The 16,291-nt window shown below is 70.5% G+C and carries 19 protein-coding genes and 1 pseudogene; 2 read left to right on the plus strand and 18 right to left on the minus strand.

The features are described 5' to 3' along the window. Positions 1-58 precede the first annotated feature (58 nt). On the minus strand, positions 59-1,018 hold the full coding sequence (rpsB, locus tag ACFWFI_RS29275; RefSeq protein WP_387395810.1) for a 30S ribosomal protein S2: 960 nt from the start codon (positions 1,016-1,018) through the stop codon (positions 59-61). Between the two features lie 279 nt (positions 1,019-1,297). On the opposite strand from rpsB, the pseudogene ACFWFI_RS29280 reads away from it, so the two are divergent. Continuing rightward, positions 1,298-1,792, plus strand: a pseudogene (locus tag ACFWFI_RS29280) (peptidoglycan DD-metalloendopeptidase family protein); the annotation flags it as partial. A 155-nt stretch (positions 1,793-1,947) separates the two neighbouring features. Here ACFWFI_RS29280 and ACFWFI_RS29285 read toward each other — a convergent pair. The 17 genes from ACFWFI_RS29285 to ACFWFI_RS29365 all read right to left on the minus strand — a co-directional run bounded on the left by ACFWFI_RS29285 (position 1,948) and on the right by ACFWFI_RS29365 (position 14,869). Beyond that, a complete protein-coding gene (locus tag ACFWFI_RS29285) occupies positions 1,948-2,505 on the minus strand; it encodes a TetR/AcrR family transcriptional regulator (RefSeq protein WP_099177582.1) in 558 nt (185 codons plus the stop codon). A gap of 97 nt (positions 2,506-2,602) precedes the next feature. Then, complete coding sequence (gene whiG, locus ACFWFI_RS29290) at positions 2,603-3,439, minus strand: RNA polymerase sigma factor WhiG (RefSeq protein WP_387395812.1); 837 nt, start codon at positions 3,437-3,439, stop codon at positions 2,603-2,605. A gap of 261 nt (positions 3,440-3,700) precedes the next feature. Continuing rightward, on the minus strand, positions 3,701-4,987 hold the full coding sequence (gene dprA / locus ACFWFI_RS29295; protein WP_387395814.1) for a DNA-processing protein DprA: 1,287 nt from the start codon (positions 4,985-4,987) through the stop codon (positions 3,701-3,703). Beyond that, positions 4,870-6,492, minus strand: coding sequence for a YifB family Mg chelatase-like AAA ATPase (locus ACFWFI_RS29300; protein ID WP_387395816.1), 1,623 nt, complete (start codon positions 6,490-6,492; stop codon positions 4,870-4,872). Before ACFWFI_RS29300 ends, dprA begins: the two co-directional genes overlap by 118 nt. After that, positions 6,492-6,851, minus strand: a complete 360-nt coding sequence (locus ACFWFI_RS29305) for a YraN family protein (protein ID WP_387395818.1) — start codon at positions 6,849-6,851, stop codon at positions 6,492-6,494. The genes ACFWFI_RS29300 and ACFWFI_RS29305 overlap by 1 nt, the downstream gene beginning before the upstream one ends. Positions 6,852-6,983: 132 nt before the next feature. Next, positions 6,984-7,292, minus strand: coding sequence for a DUF2469 domain-containing protein (locus ACFWFI_RS29310; RefSeq protein ID WP_003965949.1), 309 nt, complete (start codon positions 7,290-7,292; stop codon positions 6,984-6,986). 63 nt (positions 7,293-7,355) lie between these two features. Further along, on the minus strand, positions 7,356-7,844 hold the full coding sequence (locus tag ACFWFI_RS29315; RefSeq protein WP_387395820.1) for an NUDIX hydrolase: 489 nt from the start codon (positions 7,842-7,844) through the stop codon (positions 7,356-7,358). After that, positions 7,834-8,607, minus strand: coding sequence for a signal peptidase I (gene lepB, locus ACFWFI_RS29320; RefSeq protein ID WP_387395822.1), 774 nt, complete (start codon positions 8,605-8,607; stop codon positions 7,834-7,836). Before lepB (ACFWFI_RS29320) ends, ACFWFI_RS29315 begins: the two co-directional genes overlap by 11 nt. A gap of 50 nt (positions 8,608-8,657) precedes the next feature. Further along, on the minus strand, positions 8,658-9,539 hold the full coding sequence (lepB, locus tag ACFWFI_RS29325) for a signal peptidase I (protein WP_387395836.1): 882 nt from the start codon (positions 9,537-9,539) through the stop codon (positions 8,658-8,660). After that, positions 9,457-10,515, minus strand: a complete 1,059-nt coding sequence (gene lepB, locus ACFWFI_RS29330) for a signal peptidase I (protein WP_387395824.1) — start codon at positions 10,513-10,515, stop codon at positions 9,457-9,459. Before lepB (ACFWFI_RS29330) ends, lepB (ACFWFI_RS29325) begins: the two co-directional genes overlap by 83 nt. Further along, the gene (gene lepB / locus ACFWFI_RS29335; protein WP_387395826.1) at positions 10,508-11,281 is read right to left on the minus strand and encodes a signal peptidase I; all 774 of its coding nucleotides are present in this window, start codon (positions 11,279-11,281) and stop codon (positions 10,508-10,510) included. The genes lepB (ACFWFI_RS29330) and lepB (ACFWFI_RS29335) overlap by 8 nt, the downstream gene beginning before the upstream one ends. Before the next feature lie 45 nt (positions 11,282-11,326). After that, a complete protein-coding gene (gene rplS / locus ACFWFI_RS29340; RefSeq protein ID WP_325746907.1) occupies positions 11,327-11,677 on the minus strand; it encodes a 50S ribosomal protein L19 in 351 nt (116 codons plus the stop codon). Between the two features lie 124 nt (positions 11,678-11,801). Further along, a complete protein-coding gene (gene trmD, locus ACFWFI_RS29345; protein ID WP_387395829.1) occupies positions 11,802-12,623 on the minus strand; it encodes a tRNA (guanosine(37)-N1)-methyltransferase TrmD in 822 nt (273 codons plus the stop codon). Next, a complete protein-coding gene (gene rimM, locus ACFWFI_RS29350; RefSeq protein WP_387395831.1) occupies positions 12,623-13,273 on the minus strand; it encodes a ribosome maturation factor RimM in 651 nt (216 codons plus the stop codon). The genes trmD and rimM overlap by 1 nt, the downstream gene beginning before the upstream one ends. 164 nt (positions 13,274-13,437) lie before the next feature. Continuing rightward, positions 13,438-13,677 (minus strand): RNA-binding protein, encoded by a 240-nt coding sequence (locus tag ACFWFI_RS29355; RefSeq protein ID WP_014153811.1) that lies wholly within the window; start codon positions 13,675-13,677, stop codon positions 13,438-13,440. Between the two features lie 2 nt (positions 13,678-13,679). Then, a complete protein-coding gene (gene rpsP, locus ACFWFI_RS29360; RefSeq protein ID WP_015578912.1) occupies positions 13,680-14,120 on the minus strand; it encodes a 30S ribosomal protein S16 in 441 nt (146 codons plus the stop codon). Positions 14,121-14,275: 155 nt separating this feature from the next. After that, positions 14,276-14,869, minus strand: a complete 594-nt coding sequence (locus ACFWFI_RS29365; protein WP_014153813.1) for a hypothetical protein — start codon at positions 14,867-14,869, stop codon at positions 14,276-14,278. Between the two features lie 521 nt (positions 14,870-15,390). Here ACFWFI_RS29365 and ACFWFI_RS29370 point away from each other — a divergent pair. Further along, the gene (locus ACFWFI_RS29370) at positions 15,391-16,257 is read left to right on the plus strand and encodes a methyltransferase domain-containing protein (RefSeq protein WP_387395834.1); all 867 of its coding nucleotides are present in this window, start codon (positions 15,391-15,393) and stop codon (positions 16,255-16,257) included. The last annotated feature ends 34 nt before the right edge of the window (positions 16,258-16,291 follow it).

The following is a 16,291-nucleotide window of genomic DNA, read 5'->3' on the forward strand; positions in this document are numbered from 1 at the left end:
TGCTCTGGGGGCTGGTCTCCGGCACGATCCCGACCGCCGCGTTCTTCGTCGAGCGGTGTCAGGCCTGCTCGGCGTCCGCGGCCGGAGCCTCGGCCGCGGGGGCCTCGTCAGCGGCGGGGGCCTCGGCAGCGGCGGGAGCCTCGGCCTGCTCGGCAGCCTGCTCGTCGGCGGCGGCGGCCGGCTCGGCGTCGGCAGCCTTCTCGGTCTCGGCGGAGGACTGGACCTCGGCGTCGTCCTTCTTCTCGCCCGTGAGCAGGTCGCGCTCCCACTCGGCGAGGGGCTCGCCGGCGGCCTTCTCGCCCGGCTTCGAGTCACCGGTGGCGGCACCGGAACGGGCGATGAGGCCCTCGGCGACGGCGTCGGCGATCACGCGGGTGAGCAGGGTGACGGAGCGGATCGCGTCGTCGTTGCCCGGAATCTTGTAGTCGACCTCGTCGGGGTCGCAGTTGGTGTCGAGGATCGCGACGACCGGGATGTGGAGCTTGCGCGCCTCACCGACGGCGATGTGCTCCTTCTTGGTGTCGACGATCCAGACGGCGCTCGGCACCTTCTGCATCTCGCGGATACCACCAAGGGTCTTCTCCAGCTTGGCCTTCTCGCGGGAGAGGACCAGGAGCTCCTTCTTGGTGAGGCCGGAGGCGGCCACGTCCTCGAAGTCGATGAGCTCGAGCTCCTTCAGACGCTGAAGGCGCTTGTAGACGGTGGAGAAGTTGGTGAGCATGCCACCGAGCCAACGCTGGTTGACGTACGGCATGCCGACGCGCGTCGCCTGCTCGGCGATGGCCTCCTGGGCCTGCTTCTTCGTACCCACGAACATGATGGAGCCGCCGTGGGCGACGGTCTCCTTGACGAACTCGTAGGCGCGGTCGATGTACGACAGCGACTGGAGCAGGTCGATGATGTAGATGCCGTTGCGCTCGGTGAAGATGAAGCGCTTCATCTTCGGGTTCCAGCGACGGGTCTGGTGACCGAAGTGGACGCCGCTTTCCAGCAGCTCCCGCATCGTGACGACGGCCATGGCCGTACTCCTTGATGTACTCGGTTTTCGCGACCGCAGGATTGCTGTCGCGCCTGACGCCCCTACGCGCCGTGCCACAAGGGACCGAGGAGCGCGGCCACCGTCCGCAGAGAGGGAGGTGGCGGGGCGTGCGAAGTCGACCCGGTGACCCGGATCGCCAGAAGAAGTGTACGGGACCCGCCGGGTGCCGGGTGACGGCGATGTCCACAACCGCCCGGCCGTCCACAGATCCGGACCATGATCCCCCGCGGAACCGGTCTCCGGGAGATCGTTCCCGTCATGTGCCGCTCACCTGGAAAGACCGTCGGCCGGGCCCGCGACGCCCTTCCGGCACCGCCTCCCGTACCCGGACCCCGGCCTGCCGCGCGGACCCTCCCCCTCCTGGCCGCGCTGCTGACCGCGCTGCTCGCGGTCCTGCTGGGACCGGCCGCCGCCGAGGCCGCGGCGGGAGCGCCGGCGGGCGACGACCGCGCATGGCCGATCGAGGGCCGGCCCGTGGTCGTACGGGGCTGGGAGCCGCCCGCCGGGCCGTACGGACCCGGCCACCGCGGGGTCGACCTCGCCGCTCCGCCGGGCACCCCGGTGCGGGCTGCCGCTCCGGGCCGGATCGCCTTCGCGGGGCCGGTGGCGGGGCGGGGAGCGGTCTCCGTGGACGTCGCCGGGAGCGGGGAGCCACCGCTCCGCTTCACCTACGAGCCGGTGCGGGCGCGGGTCACCGAGGGCGACGAGGTGGTCGCGGGGCAGGTGGTGGGCGTGGTCGGGCCGGAGCCGTCCCACTGTGCCTCCGGCTGTCTGCACTGGGGCCTGCGGCGCAGGGACGTCTACCTGGATCCGCTGTCGCTGCTTCCTCCGTCACTGCTGCGACGGGGACCCTCCCGGCTGCTGCCGGTGTTCGGTGTGCCGCTTCCGGAGTCGGACCGGAGGCCTGATCAGCCCCGCACGCCGCGCAGGACCATGGCCACGGCCGTGTCCGCGACGATGCCCGGTTCCTCCGCCGCACCCAGTTCGATCCTGCGCACCGCCGCGTCCACGGAACCCTGCAGCAGCATGGCCGCGAGCCTCGGCTCGGTGTGGCCCAGGTCGGCCAGGGCCTCGACGATCATGGCGATCAGTCCACCGTGCGCGGCGCGGATCTTCTCGCGTGCGCCCGCGTCCAGCTCGCTCGCGGAGATCGCCACGACCGCGCGGTGCCGCCGGTCCCCTACCAGATCGAGCTGCCGGCGCACATAGGCCTCGATCTTCGCCTCGGGTGTACCGGCCCGCTCCATAGCGTTCTCGACCTCGGCGGCCCAGACGGGGAAGTCGACGGCGCAGAGCTCCTCGACCACGGCGGCGCGGGAGCGGAAGTACTCGTAGACGGAGGACCTGGCGAGGCCGGTGCGCTCGGCGAGGGCGGGGAAGGTCAGCGCCTCCGTACCGCCCTCGGACAGCAAGGAGCGTGCGGCGTCCAGGAGGGCGCCGCGCTGCATGGTCCGGTGCTCGGCCACGGAGGCCGCTCGAATCCTGGGCACCCCTCCACTCTACGGCGGCGGCGCTTCGAAGGGGGGCCCGCGTCTGCGGCCGGGTGGCCGAAGCCGCTCCGGCTCAGCGTCCCGCGTCGGCCAGTTTCGCGCGGAGCTGCAGCACCGACTTGGTGTGGATCTGGCTGACCCTGCTCTCGGTCACACCGAGGACGTTGCCGATCTCGGCGAGGGTGAGGCCCTCGTAGTAGTAGAGCGTGACCACGGTCTTCTCCCGCTCGGGGAGCGTGTTGATGGCGCGGGCGAGCAGCCGTCTGAGCTCGCGGTCCTCGGCGACCTCGACCGGGTTGTCGGCCGCGGTGTCCTCCAGGGTGTCCATCAGGCTCAGCCGGTCGCCGCCCTCACCGCCGACATGCAGCAGCTCCTCCAGCGCCACCACATTGGCGAGCGACAACTGGCTGAAAACAGCGTGGAGTTCCTCCAGGGCGATGCCCATCTCCGCGGCGACCTCGGCCTCGGAGGGCGTTCGCCGCAGCTGCGCCTCGAGCGTGGCGTAGGCGCGCTCGACGTTGCGCGCCTTCTGCCGGACGGAGCGGGGGATCCAGTCCAGCGCCCGGAGTTCGTCGATCATCGCGCCGCGGATCCTGGTGATCGCGTAGGTCTCGAACTTGATGGCCCGTTCGATGTCGAACTTCTCGATGGCGTCGATCAGCCCGAAGACGCCGGATGAGACGAAGTCCGCCTGCTCCACGTTGGACGGCAGCCCCACGCTGACCCGGCCGGCGACGTACTTCACCAGCGGTGAGTAGTGCAGGATCAGCTGCTCCCGCAGCCTCTCGTCACCGGTGGTCTTGTACGAACGCCACAACTCGTCGAGCGAGGAGGGGGCGGGAGGGCGCACAGTGCCACGCGCAGCCGGTGGTGCTGCCGCGCGGTCAGACCCGGAGGTGTGCTGGGGCATGTGGTGCCTTGAGCCGTTCTGCTGTGAAGTGCTGGGACGTGTCTCTGGGGCGGATTCCTTGTGAGCGTAGCGTGACTGAAGTGTTGCGTTGCGCGCAGGACAAGGGAACCGTGCGGTGCGATTGCGTTCCAAATCCGTCGTCGATCTCCTGCCTCCTGACAGGGCCGACGACAAGGACCGTCACCGCTCGCACCGTCCCCGGAGGCCTGACCGGGTACTGCCGAGGTCGTCGGCATCACCTTTTCACCCGAATGCTCCGGGTCAAGTACCGCCTCGCCGCGCGCCCCCATTGCGTGTTCGTCCCGGCGTCAACCGCCATCCGTCGCCCTCGCGTTCGACGAACCCCAGTGAGTGGAGTTCGTACAACCGCCCGAGGGCTTCATCCGTCGAGACTCCGGCGCTCCGGGCCACGTCCCGGCCGTCCATGACGCCCGCCCCCGGCAGCGCGTCCAGCACCGCCGCGGAGGCGGCGTCGAGGGCGTCCCTGGGCAGGACGTGACCGCTTCTGACAGGGGCGAGTTCACCGATCTCCCCGACCAGTTCGGAGATCTCGGCCGCATCGGTGACCAGTACGCCCTCACCACGCAGGAGTTCGTGGACCCCTGCCGAGAGACCGCTGGTGGCGGGCCCCGGAACCCCCATCGTGAAGCGGCCCAGCCGTTGTGCGTTGCGTGCGGTGACCAGTGAGCCGCTGCGGTATTCGGCCTCCACCACCACGGTGCCTCTCGTGAGGGCCGCGATCACCCTGTTCCGCAGGATGAATCTGCTGCGTGTCGGATGGTCCGAGGGCGGCAGCTCGCCCATGACCACGCCCTGTTCCACGATGCGCCCGATCAGCTCGGCGTGCCCCCGGGGGTATGCCACGTCCACCCCGCAGGCCAGCACAGCCATGGTCGCCCCGCCCGCGGCCAGCGCCCCGCGGTGAGCGGCGCCGTCCACCCCGAACGCCGCACCGGACACCACCACCCAGCCCCGCTCGGCCAGACCCGCGGCAAGCGTCGCCGCCATGTGCGCCCCGTAGGACGTACAGGCCCGGGCCCCGACCAGAGCGACCGAACGCAGCGCCCAGAGACGCAGGTCGGACCGGCCGCGCACCCAGAGGCCGATCGGCCGCGCGTCACCCAGGTCGTCGAGCTGGCTCGGCCACTCCTGGTCACCGGGGCAGACGAACCGCCCACCGATCGCGGCCACGTCCGCCAGGTCCCTCCCCGGGGCGGCGCTCGACGCCCGCAGCCGGTATCCGGCGAGCCGGGTGGCCGTCATCCCCTTGAGCGCCTGCGCCGGTCCGTCCGGGCCGACGAGACGCCGTATCAGCTCGACGGGCCCGATCTCGCGGATCCAGCGGCCGCCGCGCTCGTCCCCCGGTTCGAACACGCGGGTCAGGGCGGCGCGCGCCAGCCGCTCACGCTCGCCGTCGGCCGGCGGGGCGTTCACGAGGCACCCGTCCGCATCGGGACCCCCCGCTGGATGCCCGTCCGCAGTTCCAGCGCCACCGCGACGTCCGAGGCGTCCGGGCGGTCGGCGGCCCTGAGGTCCGCCACGGTCCATGCCACACGCAGGACCCGGTCCAGGCCGCGGGCCGTCAGGACGCCCCGCTCCATGTCGCGTTCGGCAGCCATGAGGGCGCCGGGCGCCGCGACCAGCCTGGTCCGCAGCTCGTGCCCGGGCACTTCGCTGTTGGTGGTCCAGGGGGTGCCCGCGAGACGCTCGGCTGCGCGCTCCCTGGCCTCCCGCACCCGGGCGGCCACCTCGGCCGAGGACTCCCCGCGGCCGCCGGCCCCCATCAGGTCCGCCCTGCCGACCGGCTCGACCTCGACCCGCAGGTCCACCCGGTCGAGCAGCGGGCCCGACAGCCGCGCCTGATAGCGGCGGACCGCGGAGGGTGGGCATTCGCATCCCGCACCGGCCAGGGTGTGCCTGCCGCAGGGACAGGGGTTCGCGGCCAGGATCATCAGGAAGCGCGCGGGCAGCCGGACGACACCGGCCGCGCGCGCGACCACCACATGCCCGGACTCCAGGGGCTGGCGCAGCGCGTCCAGGGCCCGCCCGGAGAACTCCGGGGCCTCGTCGAGGAAGAGGACGCCCCTGTGCGCCAGGGACACCGCCCCGGGCCTCGGCAGGCCGTTCCCCCCGCCGACGAGCGACTGCATCGTCGCCGAGTGGTGCGGCGCGCAGTACGGCGCACTGCTGATCAGGGGTTCGCCCGGCGGGAGGATGCCCGCGACCGAGTGCACCGCGGTCACCTCCAGGGACTCCCGCCGGGAGAGCGGCGGCAGGATCGCCGTGAGCCGCTCGGCCAGCATGGTCTTGCCCGCCCCGGGCGGCCCGGTGAGCAGGAGATGGTGTCCTCCTGCCGCCGCCACCTCCAGGGCCTTGCGTGCCCGGCCCTGGCCCGCGACGTCGGCCAGGTCCGGCCGGTGCGCCACGCCTTCGGCCGACAGCGGGGCCAGCCCCGTGCCGAGACCCGCTCCGGGCACCATCAGGCCGGCGAGCATCGTGTCCGGGCGGCCCCGGTCGGCGGGCGGCTCCTCGGGAACGGGTTCATCGCCGAGGACGGCGATCAGCTGGCGAAGGCTCCGCACCCCGAGCACGGATACACCCGGGACGAGGGCGGCCTCCCCCGCGGTCTGCTCCGGGACGACAACGTGCCGGTATCCCGCCTCCGCCGCAGCGAGCACCGCGGGCAGCACCCCCCGCACCGGGCGCACCCTGCCGTCGAGGCCTAGCTCCCCGATCATCACCACATCGGCGATGGCGGCGGGGTCGATCCGCTCCGCCGCGCCGAGCACCGCGCACGCCACGGCCAGATCGAAACCCGAACCGCCCTTGGGCACGGAGGCGGGAGACAGACCCACCGTGAGCTTCTTCTGCGGCCACTCGGCCCCGGAATTGACGACCGCGGCCCTGACCCGGTCCCGGCTCTCCACCAGGCTCTTGTCCGGAAGGCCGACGAGCGTGAACGCCGCCACGCCTGGTTCCAGATCGGCCTGGACCTCCACCACCACGCCCTCGACGCCCACCAGCGCCACCGAGCACGCCCGCGCGAACCCCATCAGGCCACGCCCCGCACATGCTCGACGACCGGTGCGCCCCGCCGGGGCACGAGCACCCCGACCAGATCGATCCGGGCGCCGCCCGGCGGCGGACCGCCGTGCCGGTCGAGCCAGATCTCGGCCAGCCTGCGCAGCCGGTCGGCCTTGGCCGGTGTGACGGCCTCCATCGGATGCTCGAAGGAACCCGCCCTGCGGGCCTTCACCTCACAGACGACCACCGCGTCGCCGTCCCTGGCGACGATGTCGATCTCTCCTGCGCGACATCGCCAGTTGCGCTCCAGCACGATCATGCCTGCGTCGGCCAGCAGCCGTGCCGCCAGATCCTCGCCGTACCGCCCGAGTGCCCACCGTGCGTTCATATCGGCACCACCTCCGGCACCGACTGTGACGCGCCCCGGCCGACCTGTTGGATCTTGGTGGACAACCAGGTCGTTGTGGATATCCCGGCCACTCGGACGAGTGAACCGGGACGCCGGGGAGCGTGCCCGGGATCAGCCGCCCGGGAGCTCGAGGTCGCTCTTGTTGAGCTCCTCGATGTTCACGTCCTTGAACGTCAATACCCTGACTTGCTTGACGAACCGGGCGGGCCTGTACATGTCCCAGACCCACGCATCCGCCATGGAAACCTCGAAAAAGACCTCACCTTGGACCGAGTGCACCTGCATCTCGTAGTCATTGGTGAGGTAGAAGCGCCGTTCGGTCTCGATCACATATTTGAACAGACCGACGACATCGCGGTACTCCCGGTAGAGCTTCAGCTCCATCTCGGTCTCGTACTTCTCGAGGTCCTCGGCACTCATGGCATGTTCCCCTTCAGCCGTGCGTCCCCCTATTGTGCGTCAGCCCCACGCACCCCTGGCCGATTAGACGATTTCGGGGGCGAGAACCAGCGGAACACTCGGGGGACCCTCGTCGAGCAGCGTGCGCAGCAGCCCGGCGAGCTTGGTCGGATACACCGTCTCACGCGTGACGAGAAGTTCGGCGGAAGTCCACCACCTCAGACCGGCGACACTGCGCAGCTCCAGCTCGGTGAGGCCCTTCTGGTGAGTAGCCGTATGCGACGTACGGGCCAGGAAGTACCACTCGTCCTGGTCCCAGCGCCGCCCGTCGAACGGGAAGGAGCAGATCCTCGTCCACAGCAGCGGACCGAGGGAGACGTCCGTGATGCCCGTTTCCTCGGCGAGTTCACGCAGGGCGGCCTCCTCCCGGGTCTCCTCGCCCTCCAGGCCTCCCCCCGGGGTGAACCACCAGCTCTCGGCCGGGTCCTCGGGCTCGAAGCCGTGCAGCAGCAGGATCCGGTCGTCCGGGTCCAGGAGCACCACACGAGCGACCTTGCGTGTCTCAGTGAGCACCGGCGGACGCCTTCGGCCGCTTGGCCCCCCGCGCGGAGCGCGCGACGAGCGGGCCGTAGGCCGCTCCGCCCAGGATGAGCACCACACCCACCACGAGGGCGCCGGCCTGCAGCGGCAGCGGCCCTTCGGACGACACACCGCCGGGCAGGGCCGCGAAGGCGTCGGGCCTGCCGATCATGCCGTTCATGGGCCAGGCCACGGCGTCCACACGCGCCTGGACGGCACTGCGCGGCACCGAACCCTGCCCCGGGTCCTCCAGGTGGACACGGGAGTCCATGGAGGTGCTGCGCTCGTCCCCGAGGAGGAAGAGCTGCCCCTCGGGGACATCGGCCGTGAAGTTCTGGGGGGAGGCCGGAGCCTTGCTGTCCGCCGAGGCGAGCGACGAGGCGCCCTCCGCCCGCAGATACGGTTCCTCGATGGGCTTTCCGTTGACGGTGAGCCGGCCGTCCTTGTCGCAACAGGCGATCTTGTCGCCGCCCACGCCGACGACCCGCTTCACCATGGGCACGTCGCCCCACGTCGAATCGCTGAAGACGACCACGTCCCCGCGTCGCACGTCACCGCCGTCCACCCGCTCCGCGAGGACCCGGTCACCCGCGTTCACCGTCGGTGTCATCGAGTCGGTCGGCACGGTGTACGGCTTGTACACCACCGCTCCCCAGGCGAACCCGCCGAGGAAGAGCACACAGCCGACGGCCACGGCCAGGTTCGACAACGCGTTGCCGAACCTGCCGCGGCCGTCCGTACGTCCTGATCCACTCATCCCAGCGCTCCCCCATCGGAGATCGACAATCGCTGATCCGAGTCGGCACCCTACCCGGCGGTATGCCCGCGGGTCAGCCTGCGGCGACGCCAGAACACGAGGGGCAGCGCTCCGGCTACACCCAGTGCTCCGGGCACCGCGGCAGCGGCAGCCGCGTTCAGCCCGGGCTGGTCGAACGTACTGGGCACCGGAAGGGTCGCCCAGCGGTTGATGGGCCAGGCCACGACGACGGCCCGCCCGACCACCTCGTCCGTGGACACGGTGCCCTGACCGGGCAGCTCCTGGTGGTAGCGGGAGTCCAGCGAATTCTGCCGGTGGTCACCCATCACCCAGATCCGGCCCTCGGGCACATGGATCGGCCCGAACGGCTCGTCGTCGCAGGCGCTGTTTCCGGCGAAGATGAACGACTTGTCGTCCAGCGCCTTGCCGTTGACCGTCACCGGCCCGTTCTTCTTGCACTCGACGGTGTCACCACCGATCGCGATGACCCGCTTGATCAGGTCCTTCTCCTCCGCGGACGGCATCAGCCCGATGAAGCTCAGGAACTTCTGCACCGCGTTGGGCTCGGGCGTCGCCGTGTCCTCCAGCCAGCCGCCCGGGTCGTGGAAGACCACGACCTCTCCGCGCTCCGGCTCCGAGCCGAACCACGGCGTCAGCTTGTCGACCAGCACCCGGTCACCCCGCTGCAGGGTGTTCTGCATGGAGTCCGAGGGAATCGAGAAAGCCTGCACCAGGAACGTCTTGATCAGCAGCGCGAGAATGAGCGCGATGCCGATGAGGAGCGGCAATTCCTTCCAGAACGAACGGGGCTTCTTCACCGCCGTACTGCCACCGCCCGGGGACTCGCCGTCACTCTCCGCCTCCGCCGGGACCCCGTTGCTCGAAGGCCGGTCCTCGGGTTCGTCGTGTCCGGATCGTGCGCCGACCGCCAAATCCCCCACATCCACTCCTCACTCCGTGCCACCGCCCGCGCCCGATTCGGCGCAGGCCCACCACTCCCATAACGAGCGGGAGTTCCGCAGGGGTCGGGAGCAGGACCATTCCGTTGTGATCCTGGGAGGACACACTATTCGACGGGGCCGTCGCGGCCGTCGTTCCGGCGCTCCCATCCGGCACGGAGGCATACGTTCCGGGCTCCTCCAGCCTGCGCCAATGCCCGAACGGCCAGGCGATCACCACAGCCCGTCCGACGACCTCGTCCTCCGACACCGTGCCCTTTCCCGGCTTGTCGAGGTGGAATCGCGAGTCCGCGGAATTCGACCGGTGGTCGCCCATCACGAAGATGCGGCCCTGGGGAACCTTTACCTCGAATTTGAGAGTGGATGGCACATCACCGGGATTCAGGTAGGGCTCGTCGAGCGCCACACCGTTGACCGTGATCCTGCCGTCGGCGCCGCAGCACTTCACGGTGTCGCCGCCGACGGCCACCACGCGCTTGATCAGATCCTGCTCGTCCTCGGACGGCAGCAGTCCGATGAAGGTCAGCAGTTCCTTGACCTGTTTGACTCCGGCGGGCGGGTCCTCGGTGGCGCCGCTCTCCTGCTGCAGCCAGCCGCCCGGGTCCTTGAAGACCACCACGTCGCCACGCTGCGGTTCGGAGCCGAACCAGGGGGTGAGCTTGTCGACCAGCACCCGGTCACCGATCCGGATGGTCTGCTCCATCGAACCGGACGGAATCACGAAGGCCTGGACGAGGAAGGTCTTGAGCACCAGCGCGATCAGCAGCGCCACCAGGACGAGGAGGGGTATCTCCTTGATCGCTGACCGGCGCCTGCGGCGTTTCACCTTGCGGGCCAGTTTGCGGCGCTCCGCCCGCGTGGGCAGCGAGCGGGCCGCGGTGGGCCGCGACCCGGTGGGCAGCGGCGGCCCCGTGTCCGGTGCTCCCCGCCTGCGCCCCCGGTTACCCATGGTCCGCGTCCGCCGGCCGTATGCCGGTGAAGGCGTCGGTGCCCTCCAGGGAGCCGAGCCTGCCGAGCGGCCAGCCGATCCAGTCGACGCGTCCGATCACACGCTCGACGGGCACCATGCCGCCCCCGGGCTGGCCCAGGTGGTCGCGGGAGTCCCGTGAGTTGCTGCGGTGGTCGCCCATCACCCACAGCCTGCCGTCGGGCACGACGATGTCGAAGGCGACATCGGACGGGCGGTCACCCGGGTGCAGATACTCCTCGTCCACAGGAGCTCCGTTCACCTCGAGCCTCCCCCGCTTGTCGCAGCAGACCACACGGTCGCCCCCCACGCCCACCACCCGCTTCACGAAGTCGGCCCCGGAGGGTTCGGCCAGCCCCAGGGACGCGGCCGCCCCGCGCAGCAGCGCGCCGACGGGGTTCCCCCCGGACGCCGTCTCCTGAACGAAGGATCCGGTGCCGTCGAAGACCACCACGTCGCCCCGCAGGGGCTCCGAGCCGAAACGGTACGCCAGTTTGTTGACGAGGACCCGGTCCCCGACCCGCAGTGTGGGCTGCATCGAGCCACTGGGGATCAGGAAGGGCTGCAGCACGAAAGCGCTGAAGAGCAGCAGAGCGGCCGTGCAGAGCATGCCCAGGAAGACCGTTCGTCCCCAGGACATGGATGCGGCCGGCCCGTCCGGGACATGCGTGAAGCGCGACCCTTCCTCCGCCCCGTCTGCGGGGCCGGAGGAAAGATCGCGCTCCATGTGCTGTGCTTCCGTGTCCATCGGGGCCGAATCCTATCGGGCCACGCTGTGGACGCCGGAGGTGAATCAGCGGTCGCGCTTCTCCTTGATCTTCGCGGCCTTGCCGCGGAGCTCACGGAGGAAGTAGAGCTTGGCGCGACGGACGTCACCGCGGGTGACGAGCTCGATCTTCTCGAAGATCGGGCTGTGCACCGGGAAGGTGCGCTCGACGCCGACGCTGAAGGAGACCTTGCGGACCGTGAAGGTCTCGCTGATGCCCGAGCCCTGGCGGCGGATGACGACGCCCTTGAACTGCTGGATACGGGAGCGGTTGCCCTCGATCACGCGCACGTGGACGTTGACGGTGTCGCCGGGGCGGAACGCCGGGAGGTCGGTACGGAGCGAGGCGGCGTTGACGCCATCGAGCAGGGAAGTCATGTTGTCTGCTTTCTTCGCCGATGCCACAGGTCATCGACGGGAGAGAGTGAAGTTCGGATGCCGTTCACATCGGGCGGACGTCTTTCCCCCTGTGGCAGGGGCGCACGCCGGACGTACAGCGGGCCTATTCTTCCACGGCCTCGGGCCTGCGCCAAAATCGTCCGTCGGGCGCCGGGGACCAGCCGAGGATCGAGAGCATCTCGCGGTCCTTCTTGTCGAAGCCGGACGCCTCGCAACGCTCGATGAGATCGGGCCTGTTGAGAGCGGTACGGCGGAATGCCTCGTCCCGTCGCCAGCGTGCGATCCGGCCGTGGTGGCCGCTGAGCAGCACCTCGGGAATACCGCGCCCACGCCACTGGGGAGGCTTCGTGTAGACCGGGCCCTCCAGCAGGTCGGCCATGGCCCCGGGCGCGAAGGAGTCGTCGCGGTGCGACTCGGCGTTGCCGAGCACTCCGGGCAGCAGCCGGGCCACGGCCTCGGTGATCACCAGGACCGCGGCTTCCCCGCCCGCCAGGACGTAGTCCCCGATGGACACCTCGATGACCGGCATCCGGGTCGCGTACTCATCCATCACCCGGCGGTCGATGCCCTCGTAGCGGGCAGGGGTGAAGATCAGCCACGGCCGTTCCGAGAGCTCGACGGCCAGCTCCTGGGTGAAGGGCCTGCCGCTGGGCGTCGGCACCACGAGCACCGGGGAGTGCGCCCCGGCCTCGTACCCGCCGGCCAGCGCGTCGTCCAGCGCCTCACCCCAGGGCTCGGTCTTCATGACCATGCCGGGCCCGCCGCCGTAGGGGGTGTCGTCCACCGTGTTGTGCCGGTCGTGGGTCCAGTCCCGCAGGTCGTGGACGTGTACGTCGAGCCGGCCCCGCGCACGCGCCTTGCCCACGAGCGAGACGTTCAGGGGCTCCAGGTATTCGGGGAAGATCGTGACGACGTCGAGCCGCATTACGCGTCGCCCTTCTTCCCGTCACCCGCAGAGTGGCCCGCGGAGTCACGCCCGGCGTCACCCCGAGCCACGTCACCCTCGGCCGAGCCGTCCCCGGCGACGCCCTCGTCCGCGTCACGCGTGGAGGCGATCACGGCCTCGCTCTCGTCGATCAGGCCCGGCGGCGGCGTGATGACGACTCGCTGCTCCTCCAGGTCGATCTCGGTGACGATCTCCTCGACGAACGGGATCATCACCTCGCTGCCGTCCGGCCGTTCCACGATGAACAGGTCCTGGGACGGCAGGTGCGAGATCTCGGTGATCCGGCCGATCTCCGTGCCGTCGGTGAGGACGACATCGAGGTCCATGAGCTGGTGGTCGTAGAACTCGTCGGGATCGTCGGGCAGTTCCTCGGGGTCCACCTCGGCGATCAGCAGGGTGTTGCGCAGCGCCTCGGCGGCCGTACGGTCCCGCACGCCCTCGAACCGCAGCAGCAGCCTGCCGCTGTGCACCCTGCCGGTCTCGATGGCCAGCGGCCCCACGTGGGCGGGTTCCGTGGCCAGCACGGCCCCGGGCCCGAGCCGGAGCTCGGGCTCATCGGTGCGCACCTCGACGGTGACCTCGCCCTTGATGCCGTGGGCGCGACCGATCCGCGCAACTACCAACTGCACGCTACTTCTCCCGGTGATCTCTTGGACCGACCAACGCATGGGGGGGCGGCGTCGCCCGCCCCCCATGTGCCGGTCGGTCTTGCTGAGGAGGCGGTCATGTACGGACGACAAAGGCCGGGGACGGCTCGAAAGCCCTCCCCGGCCCCGGCCGGTGTTCAACTCTTTCAGCGAACCTGGTCCACATCGACGAGGTCGACACGGATCCCACGGCCGCCGATGGCACCCACGACGGTACGCAGGGCGCGCGCGGTGCGGCCGTTACGGCCGATCACCTTGCCGAGGTCGTCGGGGTGAACCCGGACCTCGAGCACGCGTCCACGGCGCAGGTCACGCGAGGCGACCTGCACATCGTCGGGGTTGTCGACGATGCCCTTCACGAGGTGCTCAAGAGCCTCCTCGAGCATGCTCAGGCCTCGGTCGACTCGGTGGACGCGGCAGCGTCAGCCGCCTCGTCCGCCTTCTTGTCCGACTTCTTGGCCTTCTGGGTGATGGCCTCACCCTTGGCCTCGTCGCCGTCCGTGGCCAGGGCCTCGAACAGGGCGCGCTTGTCAGCCTTGGGCTCCGGCTGCAGCAGCGGCGCGGGGGCCGGGAGGCCCTTGTGGGCCTGCCAGTCACCGGTGAGCTTCAGGATCGCGAGGACGGGCTCGGTCGGCTGGGCGCCGACGGACAGCCAGTACTGCGCGCGCTCTGCGTTGACCTCGATGCGCGAGGGGTTCTGCACCGGGTGGTACAGGCCGATCTCCTCGATGGCCCGGCCGTCACGGCGGGTACGGGAGTCGGCGACGACGATGCGGTAGTGAGGCGAACGGATCTTGCCCAGACGCTTCAGCTTGATCTTGACTGCCACGGAAGTGGTGTCTCCTGGTCTCTGACGTGGTTGGGCACAAAAGATGCCACGTGGGGTTGCGGTACTCGGGTGCCCGATGGACGCGTCAGCCGGAGGAGAGAGGGGTCCTATGCGACTGTCGAGTACAGCTAGCCATTGTGCCACACCAGATCGGGTCACCCCACCGCGACCGCCCCTTCCGGGATGCGGAAGGGCTTGCCGCAGCCGCCGCAGACGATCGGGGCCTGGGCGAGGACCGACGGAACGACGCGGACGTTGCGCCCGCAGTCGCAGACCGCCTTGACCCGCACCCCTCCCCCGGACGAGCCGTGCCGCGCGGCGGGGCCGCGGAACGAGCGCTTGGTGTCCGCGGCGGTGGCGACGGTGTGCGCCTTGAGCGCCCGCTGAAGCCGTTCCGCTGTCGGGCGGTACCTGCGTTTGGCCTCGGGATTCAGCGTCACCAGCGAGAATCCGCTGCTGGGGTGGGGTTCCTCGGCATGATCGAGGCCCAGCTCCTCGGCGATCGCGAGGAAGCGTCGGTTGTGGTAACGGCCGGCGCGGGAGGTGTCCCGGACACCTCTCGCGGCGGCGATGCCGTGGACTGCCTCATGGAGCAGCCGTTCGAAGGAGAGCTCGGCGCCACAGGCGGACGAGGACTCTCCGATCAGGGACTCTGGCGCGGCAAGATCGGGCAGCTCGGGGTGGTACCGCTGAATGTCGGCCCACGCCTGTGCCAGCTCTGCGGCAAGTACAGGTGGTGTCGTGCTCACGTCGTGACAACGAGCCTGAGTGCTCCGGTGTTCCTATTCCGGGGCATCTCAAATAATTTGCACGTACCAGTCAGTTGCCCTTGATGCGTCCGGACGAGGGCGGGTGCGCAGATCAGCGGAGAAGTCTCACAGCTCGCACCAAGGTGGTACGTAGCCACGCGTACGCACCGGCGTGGACAGGTGCCCCTCGGGCGACATTACCCGGCACGGAGCCCCGGGCCGCACACCGGTCGCTGCCCGGGACCGGGACGCTCGACGTGCTGCGCCCCGTGTGTCGGGTAAGACTGTGAGGAAGCGAGCGGCAGGCGTGCTGTTCCCGGCGCCCGCATCGGCCACACGGCGCCGGGGGCGCACGACCGGAGCACGCAAGCAATGTCATCCCACCCCGTCCGACCTCTGGACGGGACCGCCGATGCGGAGTTCTCTGACATACGGGGGCTGTGGGCACACATACACAGCACATAGACATGGGGGACCTCACTCGGGCACGACCGACCTCACGGCGGATTGGGGCGCATTCCATGACACCTACGCTCGTCCGGCACCACAGGTACGCGGATTCGTCCGCCCCGGTGGAGGCCGGTACCCGCGCCCGTGACTGGGCCGAGATCCAGGAGCGCATGCTGGCACCGCTCTACGAGGCGGTGTACGAGCGCCTCGAGGTCGGGGCCGGTACGCGGATGCTCTCCCTCGGCTGTGGTTCCGGGCTCGCGCTGCTGATCGCGGCCTCACGCGGGGCGCGCGTCACCGGCGTCGACACCGACCGCGACAGGCTCGCCCTGGCCCGCGAGCGACTCGCCTCCGACGCGGGGCAGGCTGCGGGCCCGGGCCGTGCGGATCCCCGGGCCAGGCTCGTCGACAGCGTTCCGGCGGCCGCCCCGGACGGCGAAGCGCCGTACAACCTGCTGACCGCCTTCCAGCCGATCGGCTGCGCGGCCGGAGACTCCGAGGGGCTCGCGCCCGCGCTGACCTCCGCGGTGCCGCTGGCCGTGCGCGGAGCCACAGTGGTGCTGGCCGGCTGGGGACCGCCGGAGCGCTGTGCCACGGCTCCGGTGCTGAGGGTCGCGGCCCGGCTCACCGAGTCGGCGCGCTCCCCGCGCTCCGGGACCGGCTGGCGGCCCACCCTGCGGGACGACCTGGAAGAGGTCGCGGCGCGGGCCGGGCTCAAGCCGGACGGCTCGGGCCGGGTGTCGTGCCCGTTCGGCTACGCGGACGTGGACAGCGCGGTGCGCGGCCTGCTGTCGACCGGGCTGTTCGACACGGCGGTACGGGCCACGGACCGTACCCAGGTGGAGAAGGAGGTCGCGGAGGCCCTGCATCCGCATCTGCGGCCCGACGGCACGGTGTGGATGCCGAACGTCTTCCGCTATCTGGTCTGCGTGACGTAGCGGCAACGCGAAGGGGCGCCCCGCCGAGCGGGGC

Source organism: Streptomyces sp. NPDC060209 (assembly GCF_042728155.1).
In the GTDB taxonomy this organism is placed as follows: Bacteria; Actinomycetota; Actinomycetes; order Streptomycetales; family Streptomycetaceae; genus Streptomyces.